At 54.6% G+C, this 14,729-nt stretch carries 13 protein-coding genes; 7 read left to right on the top strand and 6 right to left on the bottom strand.

The window, feature by feature from the left end; all coding sequences use genetic code 11:
* Positions 1-111 precede the first annotated feature (111 nt).
* Positions 112-993 (top strand): type IV toxin-antitoxin system AbiEi family antitoxin domain-containing protein, encoded by an 882-nt coding sequence (locus CULFRC11_RS09055; protein WP_023636231.1) that lies wholly within the window; start codon positions 112-114, stop codon positions 991-993.
* 3 nt (positions 994-996) lie between these two features.
* On the opposite strand, the gene CULFRC11_RS09050 is transcribed toward CULFRC11_RS09055, so the two are convergent.
* From CULFRC11_RS09050 to CULFRC11_RS09035, 4 genes are all read right to left on the bottom strand, one after another.
* On the bottom strand, positions 997-2,907 hold the full coding sequence (locus CULFRC11_RS09050) for a PbuX/PucJ/PucK family nucleobase permease (protein ID WP_023636230.1): 1,911 nt from the start codon (positions 2,905-2,907) through the stop codon (positions 997-999).
* 72 nt (positions 2,908-2,979) lie between these two features.
* On the bottom strand, positions 2,980-4,164 hold the full coding sequence (locus CULFRC11_RS09045) for an alpha/beta hydrolase (RefSeq protein ID WP_014836766.1): 1,185 nt from the start codon (positions 4,162-4,164) through the stop codon (positions 2,980-2,982).
* Between the two features lie 77 nt (positions 4,165-4,241).
* The gene (locus CULFRC11_RS09040; protein WP_023636229.1) at positions 4,242-4,811 is read right to left on the bottom strand and encodes a TetR/AcrR family transcriptional regulator; all 570 of its coding nucleotides are present in this window, start codon (positions 4,809-4,811) and stop codon (positions 4,242-4,244) included.
* On the bottom strand, positions 4,798-6,252 hold the full coding sequence (locus CULFRC11_RS09035) for an MFS transporter (protein ID WP_023636228.1): 1,455 nt from the start codon (positions 6,250-6,252) through the stop codon (positions 4,798-4,800). The genes CULFRC11_RS09040 and CULFRC11_RS09035 overlap by 14 nt, the downstream gene beginning before the upstream one ends.
* Positions 6,253-6,423: 171 nt before the next feature.
* Between CULFRC11_RS09035 and CULFRC11_RS09030 the strand changes: the two genes are divergently transcribed.
* Positions 6,424-7,137: a response regulator transcription factor gene (locus tag CULFRC11_RS09030; protein WP_013912260.1), complete on the top strand. Its 714-nt coding sequence runs from the start codon at positions 6,424-6,426 to the stop codon at positions 7,135-7,137.
* A gap of 43 nt (positions 7,138-7,180) precedes the next feature.
* Complete coding sequence (locus tag CULFRC11_RS09025) at positions 7,181-8,689, top strand: sensor histidine kinase (RefSeq protein ID WP_023636227.1); 1,509 nt, start codon at positions 7,181-7,183, stop codon at positions 8,687-8,689.
* Here the strand turns inward: CULFRC11_RS09025 and CULFRC11_RS09020 are convergent.
* Together CULFRC11_RS09020 and CULFRC11_RS09015 are read right to left on the bottom strand one after the other, a co-directional pair.
* Positions 8,686-9,303 carry an alpha/beta hydrolase gene (locus CULFRC11_RS09020; RefSeq protein ID WP_023636226.1) on the bottom strand — a complete coding sequence of 206 codons (618 nt, stop codon included), beginning with the start codon at positions 9,301-9,303 and terminating at the stop codon, positions 8,686-8,688. The two genes, CULFRC11_RS09025 and CULFRC11_RS09020, sit on opposite strands and share 4 nt — an antisense overlap.
* A gap of 4 nt (positions 9,304-9,307) precedes the next feature.
* Positions 9,308-9,733 carry an HIT family protein gene (locus CULFRC11_RS09015; RefSeq protein WP_029975534.1) on the bottom strand — a complete coding sequence of 142 codons (426 nt, stop codon included), beginning with the start codon at positions 9,731-9,733 and terminating at the stop codon, positions 9,308-9,310.
* 51 nt (positions 9,734-9,784) lie between these two features.
* Between CULFRC11_RS09015 and purD the strand changes: the two genes are divergently transcribed.
* The 4 genes from purD to purB are packed head-to-tail and all read left to right on the top strand — an operon-like array spanning position 9,785 to position 14,563.
* Entirely contained in the window at positions 9,785-11,053 is a 1,269-nt protein-coding gene (gene purD / locus CULFRC11_RS09010) for a phosphoribosylamine--glycine ligase (RefSeq protein WP_031270560.1), read from the top strand.
* 57 nt (positions 11,054-11,110) lie between these two features.
* Positions 11,111-12,445 (top strand): TrkH family potassium uptake protein, encoded by a 1,335-nt coding sequence (locus CULFRC11_RS09005; protein WP_023636224.1) that lies wholly within the window; start codon positions 11,111-11,113, stop codon positions 12,443-12,445.
* The gene (locus CULFRC11_RS09000) at positions 12,438-13,094 is read left to right on the top strand and encodes a potassium channel family protein (protein WP_023636223.1); all 657 of its coding nucleotides are present in this window, start codon (positions 12,438-12,440) and stop codon (positions 13,092-13,094) included. Before CULFRC11_RS09005 ends, CULFRC11_RS09000 begins: the two co-directional genes overlap by 8 nt.
* A gap of 29 nt (positions 13,095-13,123) precedes the next feature.
* Positions 13,124-14,563, top strand: coding sequence for an adenylosuccinate lyase (gene purB / locus CULFRC11_RS08995; RefSeq protein WP_023636222.1), 1,440 nt, complete (start codon positions 13,124-13,126; stop codon positions 14,561-14,563).
* Positions 14,564-14,729 lie beyond the last annotated feature (166 nt).

Below are 14,729 nucleotides of genomic sequence, written 5' to 3'. Positions count from 1 at the left end.
ATTAGGCTGTAAAAACACATTTTTAGGCGTCTTTGTCTATGGAAATGCAGGTTTTTCCGTCTCTTCCTACTACCGGGAACCGATCGCAAAGCCCTCGACGTCTAAGAACACATGGGCAATCACATCTTTACTACCCAAGAGCTCCTTCAATCGGGACTTTCCCGCAGCGCGATCGCAACGAAAATAAAACACGGCGATCTTTACCGTGTGGAGCGCGGAATGTACACCGACAAAAGACCAGAGGGAATTCTGCTGCTCAAAGCATTGCAAAAGTCTCGGCCTGGGATTGTCTTTAGCAGGCGCACAGCGATGCAGGTGCATATGTCTGCCGAGATTGAGACTCCGGTGGAGGCCGTAATTATCAAGAGCAGATCTGCTTGTTCTAATGATGTGATCCGCATTAAACAGGTGCGGTCTGCAGCGTCAGAGTTCAGGCAGGGGGTTCGCGTAACTCCTCCGCTTGATGTTCTCAATAATGCCGAGGCCATGACTATTGCTGAGCTCGTTGATTTTATTGAGAACATCTATTGGGGAAAGACCGGGTCAGCTCGATTAATCCGTGATATGTCCAGAACCCGGCTGACTAAGCATGCCCGTCGAGTAATTGAGCTTGCAGCTGTAGGAGCAGAAAGTCCTGCAGAGATCCTCTTGTTCCGAAAGCTACGCTCTATGGGATATTCGTTTGAACAAAACCTGAAGATCGGCGCTTATCGGTGGGATGGGGTACATACAAAGAGCAAAGTTATCGTTGAGGTGGACGGGTACACCTACCACGGAAATCGTCATGCTTTTGTCTATGACCGGTGGAAAGGCAATGACGCCGTGCGTCGAGGCTATGCCTTGGTGCGTTATTCCGCGTGGTGTGTCTTTGAATGCCTTGACCAGACAGCAGGGCAAATAGTTGCCTTGGTGAGTGCCCGGCTGTCTGGTGGGCACGCTCCTTTATTGGCGTTTGAGAAGACACCAGTGTGGGATTGGCATCCTATGCTGTAGCGCTTATTCCACTTCGGTGAACTTCCGATCCCACGCGGAGCGGACGGGGTTGGCATCGGCGAGGAGGATGTCAAAGCGGTCATTGGCAATCTCAATGATCTCAGAGAGAGCCACGCGGTGTTCCTGCTCATCGGAATTAGCTAGGCGTCGTATAGCTGTGTCCACGATGCTTCGGATGCTGTCGTTGGTGCCTAGGCAGTAGACAAATGGCATATTGAAACGCTCGCGGTAGGCAGCGCTGACCTCGAGGAGTTGCGCGGTTTCTACGTCGTCGAGGTCGTCGAAGCCGAGGGAGCCGCGCTCGGCGCTGATGCTGGGAGCCTCGGCGTCGGTGGCTAATAATATGGCAGAGGTATCTGGGTAGTCGTGGATCAAAGCTTCTCGACGCTCCCCAGAAGCCGTGAGAACCCCAACCTGGATGGCTGCTCGTAGCTCGCTGACGTCCGCAAACGGGCGCGATTCCCAGGCTTCCTCCAACGGCCAGGTTTCCTGGTTGAACAGCGGGCGCAATGCTGCGACAAAATCCTCACGATTCATGGCGTTAATTTCATCCAAAGACACGCCTTCACCGCTGGCGTCGCGGGCCACGTCAGATCCGGTTTGCTTGCCCACATGGAAGAAGAGAATGTTGAGGAGGATCGCTGCGATAGCCCCGATGGACATGCCGGAAGAGACGAAGATGCGGGCCCATTCGGGGAAGGCCTCAGCAACGGAAGGCTTGAACGTGACCAGCATGGCTAGGCCCAGCGCAGTGGTAACGATAGCTGCATTGCGATTATCCGTGAGGTCGGTTTTAGCGATGGTCTGTAGCCCGACCCATGCCACGTTGGCAAAGAGTGCCAGAGATGCTGCGCCCAATACCGGTGAGGGGATGGAGGCCACGATGGCTCCGGCCTTAGGCAGCAACCCCAGAATGATCATAAAACCGGCAGCGGAAGCTGCGACCCAGCGCGACTTCACTCCCGTGATGCGGACGAGCCCCACGTTTTGGGCGAAGCAGGTGTAGGGGAAAGAGTTCATGACACCGCCGAGGAAAGTGGAAAGGCCGTCTGCGCGGAGAGCCCGCTGGATGTCGTCGCGTCGGATACGTTTTTTCACGATCTCGCCGGTGGCAAACACATCGCCGGTGGTCTCGACCATGGTGATGATCATGACGATGATCATGGAGAAACAGGCGCTCGCGTTGAAAACGGGGGTTCCAAAGTAGAACGGCGTTGTGATCCCCACAGCCGCAGCGTTGGAGACCTCCGAGAGGTCCGCGTGTCCTAAGAAAAGCGCCACGAGAGTGCCGCTGACCAGGCCTATGAGAACGGCGAGGGTTCCTAGGAAGCCACGGAAGAACCGTTGCGCCAAGATGATGACCACGAGAGTGCCAAAGGCATACCAGAGATCACGGCTCAACGGTGTGGCTTCGGCGTAGTTGATGAAGTCATTTGCGGAGACCGCGAGGAGGGATGTGCCCATCACCAACAAAACCGAGCCGGTGACTACCGGCGGAAAAAACTTGAGAAAACGCGCGAAGATTGGCGTGGCAAAAAACGTAAAAAGCCCGGCTACGATGACTGCGCCGTATACGGTGGGAAGCGATTCCACGCCGCCTTGTCCGTCAGAAACGCTAAGGCCAATCGCGATAATGGGAGCCACCGCAGTTGTGGTGACTCCCTGAATGATCGGTAGGCGTACGCCTATATATTTCCCTACGCCGACTGATTGGATCAGTGTGGCTAAGCCACAGGTGAGGAGGTCGGCGTTGATGAGATGGATGGTGGTTGCTGCGTCGAGGTTGAGAGAACCTGCGATGAGCAGCGGCACAATCACCGCGCCAGCATAAAACGCTAAAACATGCTGGATGCCTAGCGCGACGAGTTTAGGAGACGAGGGAAGTGCGTCCACGGGGTGGGTCGCTGAGGTCACGAGCAGAGCTCCTTGAGATAGGTCGGTTCTAGACCCGTTTACCTTAGCAACTCACAGGGACCCCACGGTTTGTTAGTAAAGAACACCCTTGATGGCATCCCAGGCAGGACGCAACTGGCGGTTGAAGAGAGGCCAGTCGTGGACACCGCCCTGAAGCAGATCGACTACTTGGTGGTTCATTCCTCGGGCGCGCATTGCAGAGTCGAGAAGCTTGGTGCAGTGCAAGGTTCCCTGTTCCAAAGCTACGGCCACTGGTAGTTCATAGAAAGGACGGGAGGCTGCATGCTCTAGATCAGAGGGGAGGACTCCGCCGTCAGCACTCGCTAGATAAACTGCCATGTTGCGGAGACCCTCGGGGTTCGAGGGGACGTCGTGACGCTTCCATAGTTCAGAACCGTCCGGGCCCCACATGTTGTTGACATTGCCGCCGCGGGATTCCACCACAAGTTTTGTGGTGAGTCGTCCCACTGGCTCCTGGGTGGAGTAACATCCGGAGATTCCGAATACCCCTTTGAACAGGTCAGGGTTCTGGTTAGCAATGTGGACAGCACCGATAGCACCCATCGAAAGACCTCCGATGGCGCGCTTGCCGTTGAAGTTGAGTTTTTGGGCTGGGTCTTCAACGAGCTTTGTGAGTTCCTTTGTGATGAAGGTTTCCCACTTTAAATGCCCAAGTGCTGGATCATCTGTGAGCCAGTCGGAATAAAGGGAAGCTAGCGCCTGAGTAGGCATAACCACAGACACGTTCTGGTCGCCGAGTGCGGGGTGCAGGCCGCCTTCACGAACCCAGCCGGGGTTGCGCATTGCGCCAATGCCGTCGAGAAGATAGAGGACTGGGGAAGGAACAGAAGTGTCCTTAGCCACGCGAACAACAACCTCGACGTTGCGCTGCATCGCTGGGGAAGCCACAACCCAGCGCTCTAGGTTTGGAATCGTCGGTTCGACGGTGCGACTAAGTACCTCTGCCTTGGTGATATTTGGGTTTGTAGGCAGTGGGTATTCAGAATCTGAGCTGCCGAACGCCGACGGAATGCGTACAGATGGAAGTCCAAGCGATTGCGCCAGTCGAGCGGCGTTGCTGATAGTGGTGTCGCTGGAGCTAGGAGAGTTCGCGATTGCTGCAGTGAGTGATGCAACGATGGAGTTCGCTGAACTAGAAACCGGCGCGGACGAGGTAGAAGAAGCGTGTGCAGGGCTTTGCGTGACGACGAGCGCCGTGCACAGTACAGCAACGCCGAGGGAACGGGACAATTTCATGTTGATTGAGGCTTTCTAAAGTGGTTTTCTACGGAGTCCACGGCGGGGAAACCGCCAAACATGAGATTTATCTTAGATTACTTTATGTTATTCGTGAAGTCGGAGGTGGGGGAGGGTTTTGAGGGGGCGTCGGATAGTTTATTGAGAAAAGTGTGTGCAGTCTCTACTACTGCTTGCCGCTGTTGTTGTGTGAGCGGGCGAGCATTGATGTGGTCGTACACCCAAAGCCCATCTGCGATAAGTTGTACGACAACAGCATGTGGATTATGGGGGTCTGTCCATGGGGCTAAAGCTTGATCCCAGATAGCGCGAATTTCTTCATTCAGGTTGGCGTCGATGCTTAATAAGAGATCTGCGCGGGTAGCACTGTGTGATTCCACCTCCAGTAGCGCGCGCATTCTCTGTCTGAGAGAAACTTCGGAAGCAGGTCCCCCCGCGGCTGCTTCTAGCTTATGGGTCCATGTCCGGGCTGCGGATGTGTTGAGCTCTACAAGGAGCTGGTGGCGAGTAGGGAAGTGATAGATCAATCCGGACTTGGATATACCGCTGGCCGCAGAGAGAGAATCGTAGGTGAGCGCTGCAAGGCCATCTGACTCCACGATGCTGAGAGCTGTAGCCAACAGTGAGTCTTTTTTATTCGTGCGCAAACTGAGTCTCCTTGGGATTGTTCCGCAATAGATATGCGGTGATGGCGCATGCGATGCATGCAGTTATAGCAATGATGACGAGCACGGATACGTACGAGGTGTCTATGGCGGCGCGGGCGGCGTCGGCAAGCGTGGGGTGCGAGAGACCCTGCTCAAAGTTTTGGGCGATAACCTCGGGTGCGGAACGTGCATAAAAGAATGAGAACAAAGATCCCACCATTGCTACCGAGAGTAGGGTGCCAAACTCATAAGAGACTTCCTCCATGGCAGAAGCCATGCCGGAGCGTCGCGCTGGGGCTGAGCCGATGATCGCCGTTGACGATACGGACATGGTCAACCCCGCGCCGAAACCTACGAGAAGTAACCCGACAACAAAGAGGGGAAAGGTGTCGGCACGTGTGGCCCCGATGGCGATGGCCGTCCCAATTGCCATGGAAAGGAAGCCACCAGAAATGAGTGGGAGAAAGCCGATGCGGTGCAGCAACGCTCCGCCTAGGATTGAGCTAGGAAAAGCTGCTAGAGCTACGGCTCCGGTGAGTAAACCTGCCTGTAAGGGGGTAAAACCCTCCGCTAGCTGAAAGCGTTGTGTGGTCATGAGCTCTGCGCCGGAGAGGATGAACATTGCTAGCGCTGCGGCCAGGGTTCCTGCTGTAAAAACTCGATTTTTGAATACATCGAAGGTGAGAAGCGGCTCAGAGAGTTTGTTCTGGCGTTGGCTAAAAAGCAGGGCTCCGATAACGATGGCGGCTAGCGCTCCGATGAGTACCGCTAACTCTATGTGGGCGTGTGTAAGCTCCTTGATCACTAGAACTAAGCCCACCATGGTCACCATCGCCCAGAAGGAAGAAAGAAAGTCCCAATGGCGGGAGGGGTTGGACTTGTTCGGTGGTGCGATTAATAACGTTCCTGCGAAAGCAATGAGGGTTACTGGAATGTTGATCAAGAATACAGAACCCCAGTAATAGTGCTCGATCAGGAATCCCCCGATGACCGGTCCGAGTGCTGCCCCTAGCGTGGCGACTGAACCCCAGATTCCGATGGCGATGTTGCGTTCACGGACATTGGGGAAAGTGATGCGGAGTAGGGCGAGTGTGGCGGGCATCATGGTGGCGGCACCCACGCCCAAGGCGGCGCGCGCAGTGATGAGAGCCAGCGGGTTGTGGGCGAAAGATGCGGCCAAGGATGCTAGTCCGAAGATCGTAATGCCGATTTCGAACATTCGTCGGTGCCCGATCTTGTCTCCGAGTGTGCCTGTTCCAAGGAGAAGTCCTGCGAGGACTAAGGAGTAGGCGTTGATGATCCAGAGACCTTCAAGCTCGGTGGTGTGTAATTCGCTTCTTAGTACAGGTAAAGCGGTGTAAAGGATGGAATTGTCTGCACCGATCATGAAGAGTCCCAACGAGATAACACCTAAAAAGATCCAGCGTTGTCGAGATTCCATAATCCAGAACTGTACCGAACGGTCATTACAGTTTCAATTCTTGGTATAGGACGCTAACTCATTCACAGGTAGTTACCAGCTACGCTTCAGAAGAAAAGCAGAGCCATATTGTTGACTTAAGGGAACTAATCGTGAGGTTGTGTCCTCACCAGGAGACCAGGGCAGGTAAAAATGGAAGGCGTGAACGAAAAAACTAAGCGAATACTGGTCGTCGACGACGAGCCAAACATCGTTGAGCTTTTGAACGTCAGCTTAAAATTTCAAGGGTTTGACGTTGCCACAGCTAATTCCGGCGTAGAAGCGTTGGAAGTGGCAAAGGATTTTAAGCCTGATGCATTCATTCTCGACGTCATGATGCCGGGCATGGACGGCTACGAGCTCCTGCCCAAGCTCCGAGCGGAGGGCCTCGACGGTCCCGTTTTGTATTTGACCGCAAAAGACGCTGTGGAACACCGAATCCATGGTTTGACCATCGGGGCCGATGACTACGTGACCAAGCCTTTCTCTCTGGAGGAAGTGATTACTCGTTTGCGGGTGATTTTACGTCGAGGTAGCACGGTAGAGATGGTCGAAGACGACTCCACCTTGGTGTATGCCGATCTAACGCTTAACGACGACACCCATGAGGTGACAAAGGCCGGAAAGGTTGTGGACCTCTCACCCACCGAGTTCAACTTGCTGCGCTGCCTGATGCTGAACGCTGAGGTCGTGATGTCTAAGGCAAAGATTTTGGATCACGTGTGGCACTACGATTTCGGCGGCGATGGAAATGTTGTCGAGTCCTATATTTCTTATTTGCGTCGCAAAGTGGACACCCATGACCCGCAACTGATTCAAACGGTGCGAGGCGTGGGATACGTACTGCGTAAGCCACGAAATGCGTAATAGCCGTAGTAAGCGCGGCGAAACCCAAAGCAGAAAGTAGTAGATGAGCACCCAGAACCCATATTCCACCGCGGTGGTTCGCGGGACCCCTGCCCACAGCGAGAAACAACGCTGGGGGTATCGAGGTGCCAAAAAAACGGGTAAAAACTTGATCGCTCGAATTCGAGACAAACATGTTTTATCTGGGATGCCATTACGCTTTGGGCTATTGGTAATCGTGGTTGCGGTCTCCGCAGTGGGCCTGCTTGGCAGCGCTGTCGCCGTAAACCGGACGATGCGAGAACTCACCTACTCACGCATTGACAAGGAACTAGAACTAGGGCTCAACGGGTGGGCTAAACAAGATTCGCTCTTTAAAACCAACCCTGGTGCTACGAGCGCACGGCCGCCGACAGAATTTTATGTGGTCAAGATCTATCAAGATGGAACCACAAACGTCTATAACGAGGATGTTTCTGAACCAGATCTGAGTCAGGTTTACGCTGGCCAAGGTCCTCATACAGTGGAATCAAGTCCGAAGAGCCGCAAAGAAGCCATGTGGCGAGTCACCGCCGAGACACGAAACGGCGTAACTATGGTGGTGGCCAAAGACATCACCCAAGAAGCGAATATGTTGCGCAGGCTTGCTGTGGGCCAGGTCATCATTGAAATTGCAGTACTGATTCTCATGGCGCTTATCGCGTTTTTCTTGATCCGTAGAGCGCTACGCCCTTTGCGTGAAGTCGAATGCACTGCCAAAGCGATCGCTCAAGGTGATCTAGATAGGCGCGTACCGGAAGCACCGGAAAATACAGAGGTCGGTGCGTTATCGCATTCACTGAACTCGATGATTTCTAGGCTGCAGTCTCTTATCGTGGAATTACAAGATAAAGAAGCCCAGATGCGTAGGTTCGTCGGGGACGCTTCTCATGAACTGCGGACACCGTTGACGTCGGTTCGTGGTTATTCCGAACTGTACCGTTCTGGAGCCACAAAAGACGCGGATCTGGTGATCGACAAGATCGAGGGGGAGGCCTCTCGTATGAGCCTCTTGGTAGAGGACTTGCTGGCGCTTACCCGTGCCGAGGGAGCCCGCCATGAGACAGCACCGGTTGATCTTTTGGAGGTTTCTCTGTCGGTAGCGTCCTCGCTGCAGGCCGCCTATCCTAATCGCAGCATCGACGTGCGTTCTGAGTGTGCCGGTGTGCCTATCACCTTGGGAGACGCGGCCCGGCTGCACCAAGTATTGACCAACCTCACCACCAACGCTTTGAAACATGGCGGCGAGGATGCAAAGGTGCAGATTAAGCTTTACGACGACCCCGCCAGCAACAACATCGCCATTGACATTATTGACGATGGCATAGGCATGTCAGAAAAGGACGCCGAGCATATTTTCGAGCGTTTCTATCGTGCTGACACTTCGCGTGCGCGCTCCACCGGCGGCAGCGGCCTTGGTTTAGCCATCGTCAAGTCGTTGGTGGCAGCTCACAGCGGAACCATCAGCGTGAACAGTACCCTTGGCCAAGGAACCACCTTCCATCTGGTGCTTCCCCGGCTAGAAGATCGCTAAGCCCCTAAAGCGTCTACGATGACGTCGGCCTGGCGCGGCAAGTCCTCATGGCGAACTCCGTGAATCTCTACGAGTTCGCCTAGCTTGCTTGACTGCGCTGGTACTACACGATCCGCGGTAGAAAACACGGAAATTAATTCCACGTTCTCTGGAAGTTCAGCCGGGATTTTTTGCGTAAGCTGCAAAAGAGCTTGTCCGCCAATCCATTTGACCACAGGCTTAAAACGTAAATTCTTGGGAACCCCATGGAAAGCTGCACCTAGCCCCACCAGTTTCCTCACAAAACCAGGGCGAGCATGAGCGATTCGCAGTGCAAGAAGCCCCCCAGCGGAATGCCCGACGATATCAACGTGATGCACTCCCTGGCTGGTGAGCCCGTCTACATATTTCAGTAGCTCTTGTAGCGAGGAATCAAGATCGGCTGTTCCATGGTTGCCGTAAGCCGGCGCGAAAAATGGGCGCCCTTGCTGTACAAGCCGCTGCGCAGGCCTCTCAAAGTTACCCGGTGATCCTAATGTTCCATGCAAGAAGAGCACAGGGGTAGGGGAGTCTCCGGTGACACATGGAGAAACCGGTAGTCGACCGCGCGTGGGCACCCACCTCAACAACGCCATGGAGTTACTTCACTAGCCCTTTCTCATCAGTTCCCAGGGCCTGCCGTAGCTTCTCTGCAGCAGCGTCCATCTGAGCTGGATCGGTCGCGTCCATGGACATTGCTTGGGAGAAATCGTAATCGGACATTTTTGCGGCTGGGAAAACATGAATATGAGTATGGGGGACGTCGAAACCAGCGATCACATACCCTGCGCGCGGTACAGCAAACACCTCGATGATTGCCTTACCCACTCGCTGCGCTAGCTCATTAAGTTTTGCCCACGTGGTGGGATCCACGTCGGTCCACTTATCTACTTCTGCCACTGGAACCACCAACACATGGCCGTACGCTAGAGGTTCGATGGTCAGGAAAGCCACCACGTCTTCATCGCGATAGACAAAACGACCGGGCAAATCCCCTGCAATTATTTTTGTAAATACGCTGCTCATGTTTTCGAGGATAGTCGGCTTATATGCAGTCCCGCCGGTATGATTCGGATCATGCACATTCTTGTTATCGGTTCGGGCGCCCGTGAGCACGCCCTTGCGCTCGGCTTGTCCAAGGACCCCGCGGTTACAAAACTCCATGTGGCCCCAGGAAACGTTGGTATGGAGTCGATTGCTACGGTTCACCTGGAAGCAACGCAGGTAGACAATCCAGATGAGATGCTCAAGGTTGCACAGGAAGTACACGCGGATCTAGTGGTGATAGGGCCTGAAATTCCTCTGGTTGCAGGAGTTGCGGATACCTTGCGCGCACACGGTTTTGCAGTCTTTGGCCCCAATAAGGATGCTGCACGGATTGAAGGCTCAAAGGCCTTTGCCAAGGATGTTATGGCTAAAGCCGGCGTGAAGACAGCCCGTGCGGAGCAGATTACCCCGGGAGCCTCGGAAGCTCAGCGGGAAGCGGCTCTGGATAATTTTGGTCCGCATTACGTGGTCAAAGATGATGGCCTTGCTGGTGGCAAAGGTGTTGTGGTTACTAAGGATCGTGCGCAGGCGCGCGCTCACGTTGATGCTGTTTTGGCTGCGGGAAATCCTGTGCTCTTGGAGAGCTTCCTCGATGGTCCTGAGGTCTCACTCTTTTGTTTAGTCGATGGGGAAACGGTTGTGCCGTTGCTTCCAGCGCAGGATCATAAGCGTGCGTTCGATAATGATGAGGGCCCGAATACCGGAGGCATGGGGGCCTACACCCCGTTGCCATGGCTACCAGAAGATGGTGTTCAGCGGATTGTGGATGAGGTCTGCATACCCGTGGCACGCGAGATGGTCGCTCGCGGTTGTGCATATTCCGGGTTGCTGTACGCCGGCATAGCGTGGGGCGAAGAAGGACCCGCGGTGGTGGAATTCAACTGCCGTTTTGGTGACCCAGAAACTCAGGCCGTACTGGCGCTGCTTAAATCGCCGTTGGCGGAGGTTCTGAACGCTGTGGCTAATGGAAAGCTAGCTGAGTTGCCCCCGCTGGAGTGGGAAGATGGCTTTGCTTTGACAGTAGTTTTGGCTGCTGAGGGCTACCCGGAGGCACCCCGAAAGGGTGGTGAGATCAACGGCGCAGACGATGCTGCAGTGCTACATGCAGGTACAGCGTACGATGCGGATGGAAAGCTCGTCGCGGCTGGAGGTCGCGTTTTGAACGTGATCGGCACCGGGGTTTCGCTTATCGACGCTCGTCGTAACGCCTACAACGTTTTAGACAAGATCACGCTGCCCGGTTCGCATTACCGCTCTGACATTGCCCTACCCGCAGTGGAAGAGAAAATCATGATTTAACTGAGCAAGTGCTGAGTTCTTGATCTTCAAGCCGTGGCAGGAGTAACGTTTCGCCTCATGCGTAAAACCCCTGCTCGGCTTGTTGCCGGTAGTTTTGCGACGCTCGTTATCATCGGAACTCTTGTCCTTCTCCTCCCCATTTCACGAGAAGGGCATGCACAAGCGGACGTCGTCACGGCTTTGTTTACCGCAACATCAGCTGTATGTTTGACCGGCCTGACTGTTGTGGATACCGCCACATATTGGTCGCATTTCGGTCAACTGGTGATCCTCCTTTTAATTCAGCTTGGCGGCTTGGGCATCATGACCTTGACGTCTTTTGCCGCATGGGTGTTAGTTGGTCGTATCGGCGTGCGGGGCCGGCTCAACGCAGCTGCGGAGGGGCGCGGCAGAGAACTCGGCGAGGTTAAAGGCCTACTCGTAGCCACCCTAGCGTTCACCGTGGTGGTGGAATCTGCCGTAGCGTTGGTCTTGACCTTGCGTTTTAAGGGGTTGGGTTTCTCTTGGGGAGCGAGTGTATGGGAAGGGGTCTTCCACTCAGTCTCAGCCTTTAACAACGCTGGCTTTGGGTTGCGATCGGACAACCTCGTGGCTTACGTGGGGGATTTTGGGATTATTCTCCCGATTTCCGGTGCCATTATCCTCGGCGGACTGGGGTTCCCCCTTCTTTTGGAGCTGCATCGCAGGCATGAGCATAGGGCGGCAGGTATTGCTGAGCGGCGATTTTCTTTGACTGCGGTGTTTACGATCGCCGGAACGCTCGTACTGCTCGTCATAGGAACCGTGGGTATCGCTGCATTTGAGTGGCGAGGTGCCCTCTCTGGATTTAGCGTGCCGACGAAACTTCTCGCCTCGTTTTTCCAATCAGTAACCAGTAGAACTGCGGGATTTAATTCGATCAACATAGGTGAGCTGCACCCTTCCAGCCTGGTGCTCACTGATTTCCTCATGTTTATTGGAGGCGGTTCTGGCGGCACTGCCGGTGGCATCAAGATCACGACAGTGGCGGTTCTCCTCACCGTCATGGTGGCGGAGATCCGAGGAGATGACAACGTCTTGATCCGAGGTCGCAGAATCCCCACCCGCACCGTACGCCAGGCATTGGCAGTCACTATGTTGGCTGTGCTGTTGGTCTCTGTCTCCCTGATGACCATGCTGTTGGTGGCCCCAGAATTTGAATTTTTGGATATTTCCTTCGAGGTAGTCAGTGCTTTTGCCACGGTAGGCTTGAGTACGGGTATTACGGCGGATCTACCTGGCGTCGGCAAACTGCTCCTGGTTCTTTTGATGTATGCAGGCCGCGTTGGGCCGGTGTCCCTTGTGGCTGCTCTTGCAGCTCGTAGCAATAAGCGTTTGTACTCCTATCCAGTAGAAAGGCCGATCATTGGCTAAGTTCCGTTCCCGTTCCAAAGCACCCGTGGTGATTCTTGGTTTAGGCCGATTCGGCATGGCTCTGGGAGAAGAGCTGGTGCACTCTGGTATTGAGGTTTTAGGAGTCGATTCTTCTGAATCCGTGGTCAATGCAGCAGCTAAAATTCTTACTTATGCCGCCATGGCGGATACCACCAACGAGGAAGCTCTACGCCAGCTCTCTGTGGATGAAGCTTCCCGCGTGGTGATCGGAATCGGCTCGGACATGGGGGCGTCATTGCTTACTGCCTCTACCGTGATTGATCTAGACGTGCCGAGTATTTGGGCCAAGGCGCTGAATAATTCCCACGCTAAGATTCTGCGCCAAATCGGAGTGCACCACATTATCCGTCCGGAACAAGATACTGGCCGCCGGGTAGCGCATTTAATGAATGGCCGGGTGCAGGAATACGCGGAATTCGATCGCGATTACGCTATCGTGAAGGTCGCGCCGCCCGTCTCAATTCTGGGTAAGCGGGTACACGAGGTTGATCGAGTCCAGATTATTGCTGTTCGTCCAAGTAACGGCATGTTCAGACCCGCGAAACCCGAGATGATTCTGCAAGCAGGGGATTTAGTTTTGGCGGCTGGGCACCCAGACGAGTTAGAACAGTTTGGGATGACTGACTAAAGGGGACAAGCGGTGGTTCGCGTGCGATAATGAGCGACGTGGCAGAAAAGAAGAAGATCACCAACGTCCTTTCCAACCGATACGCTTCCGCCGAGCTCACCGAGCTGTGGAGCCCCGAGGCTAAAATCCTGCTAGAGCGTCAGCTCTGGATCGCCGTGATGAAGGCTCAAAAAGCATTAGGAGTTGAGATCCCTTCGGAGGCTATTACTGCCTACGAGCGGGTCATCGACCAGATTGACCTTGCAAGTATTGCTGATCGCGAGAAGATCACTCGCCATGATGTTAAAGCCCGGATTGAGGAGTTCAACGCCCTCGCGGGTTTTGAGCATATTCACAAGGGCATGACCTCGCGTGACCTCACCGAAAACGTAGAACAGCTGCAGATCTACCGTTCTTTGGAACTGATCCGCAACAAGTCTGTCGCAGTGGTGGCGCGGGTGGCACACCATGCTGCTCAATACCAATCACTGGTTATGGCTGGGCGTTCTCATAACGTGGCTGCCCAGGCCACTACCTTGGGTAAGCGTTTCGCTTCTGCTGCCGAGGAAATCCTGGTGGCCATCGACCGCGTTGAGGAGCTCCTTGATCGCTATCCCCTCAGAGGAATCAAGGGGCCGATGGGCACGGCGCAGGACATGCTTGACCTGATGGGTGGGGACCAGAAGAAGCTGGCGTCCTTGGAAACACAGGTGGCTGATCACCTTGGCATTTCTCGGGTCTTTGATTCTGTGGGACAGGTGTACCCGCGATCCCTCGACTTTGATGCGGTGTCGGCTCTGGTCCAGTTGGGAGCGGGCCCGTCCAGTTTGGCAACCACTATTCGTCTCATGGCCGGTAATGAGACGGTGACTGAGGGCTTCAAAGAAGGACAAGTTGGATCTTCCGCGATGCCGCACAAGATGAATGCTCGCTCGTGTGAGCGGGTCGGTGGACTCCAGGTCATCCTGCGTGGTTATCTCACGATGGTTGCCGATCTCGCGGGGCAGCAGTGGAATGAAGGCGACGTATTCTGCTCTGTGATCCGCCGCGTGGCTCTACCAGACGCGTTTTTTGCTCTCGACGGAATGTACGAGACCTTCCTGACCGTCCTCGACGAGTTCGGGGCATTCCCTGCAATGATTGATCGGGAACTAGAGCGTTATCTCCCATTCCTTGCTACCACCCGTATTTTGATGGCGGCGGTTCGTGCAGGCGTGGGCCGTGAGACTGCTCATGAGGTGATCAAGGAAAACGCTGTTGCAGTGGCACTGAACATGCGAGAAAACGGTGGTGGACAAGACCTGATTCAGCGCCTAGCAGCAGACGAGAGACTACCGATGACGCAGGAGCAGCTGGACGAGGCCCTTGCAGACCGCCACGCCTTTATCGGCGCTGCAGAATCGCAGGTTTCCCGGGTTCTTAACCGGGTGGAGGATCTTAGCAACAGGTACCCGAGTGCCGCGGCCTATACTCCTGGCGAGATTCTTTAGCGTTTAAAAGTGCCACTCCACTGAAGAAGCCAGTTGTAGCTTTGGTCACTGTATTTTTGGGATCGTCACGACCCTGGCCTTGCGAGCAGGGTCGTGAACAGTGCAAATGAGTGGACTTAGGATTTCTTTGTCTCTTTGCACGTAACGTTAACTCCATAAAGGCAGA

The organism is Corynebacterium ulcerans, from assembly GCF_000767685.1.
GTDB lineage: Bacteria > Actinomycetota > Actinomycetes > Mycobacteriales > Mycobacteriaceae > Corynebacterium > Corynebacterium ulcerans.
The sequence above is the reverse complement of the archived record's forward strand: the minus strand, read 5'-3'. Positions and strand labels throughout refer to the sequence as shown.

Bases quoted from the DNA above. Each gene is read 5' to 3' on its own strand.
- CULFRC11_RS09055 (WP_023636231.1), top strand. From the start codon at position 112: ATGGGCAATCACATCTTTACTACCCAAGAGCTCCTTCAATCGGGACTT.
- CULFRC11_RS09045 (WP_014836766.1), bottom strand. From the start codon at position 4,164: ATGAAATTGTCCCGTTCCCTCGGCGTTGCTGTACTGTGCACGGCGCTC.
- CULFRC11_RS09035 (WP_023636228.1), bottom strand. From the start codon at position 6,252: ATGGAATCTCGACAACGCTGGATCTTTTTAGGTGTTATCTCGTTGGGA.
- CULFRC11_RS09030 (WP_013912260.1), top strand. From the start codon at position 6,424: ATGGAAGGCGTGAACGAAAAAACTAAGCGAATACTGGTCGTCGACGAC.
- CULFRC11_RS09025 (WP_023636227.1), top strand. From the start codon at position 7,181: ATGAGCACCCAGAACCCATATTCCACCGCGGTGGTTCGCGGGACCCCT.
- CULFRC11_RS09020 (WP_023636226.1), bottom strand. From the start codon at position 9,303: ATGGCGTTGTTGAGGTGGGTGCCCACGCGCGGTCGACTACCGGTTTCT.
- CULFRC11_RS09015 (WP_029975534.1), bottom strand. From the start codon at position 9,733: ATGAGCAGCGTATTTACAAAAATAATTGCAGGGGATTTGCCCGGTCGT.
- purD (WP_031270560.1), top strand. From the start codon at position 9,785: ATGCACATTCTTGTTATCGGTTCGGGCGCCCGTGAGCACGCCCTTGCG.
- CULFRC11_RS09005 (WP_023636224.1), top strand. From the start codon at position 11,111: ATGCGTAAAACCCCTGCTCGGCTTGTTGCCGGTAGTTTTGCGACGCTC.
- purB (WP_023636222.1), top strand. From the start codon at position 13,124: ATGAGCGACGTGGCAGAAAAGAAGAAGATCACCAACGTCCTTTCCAAC.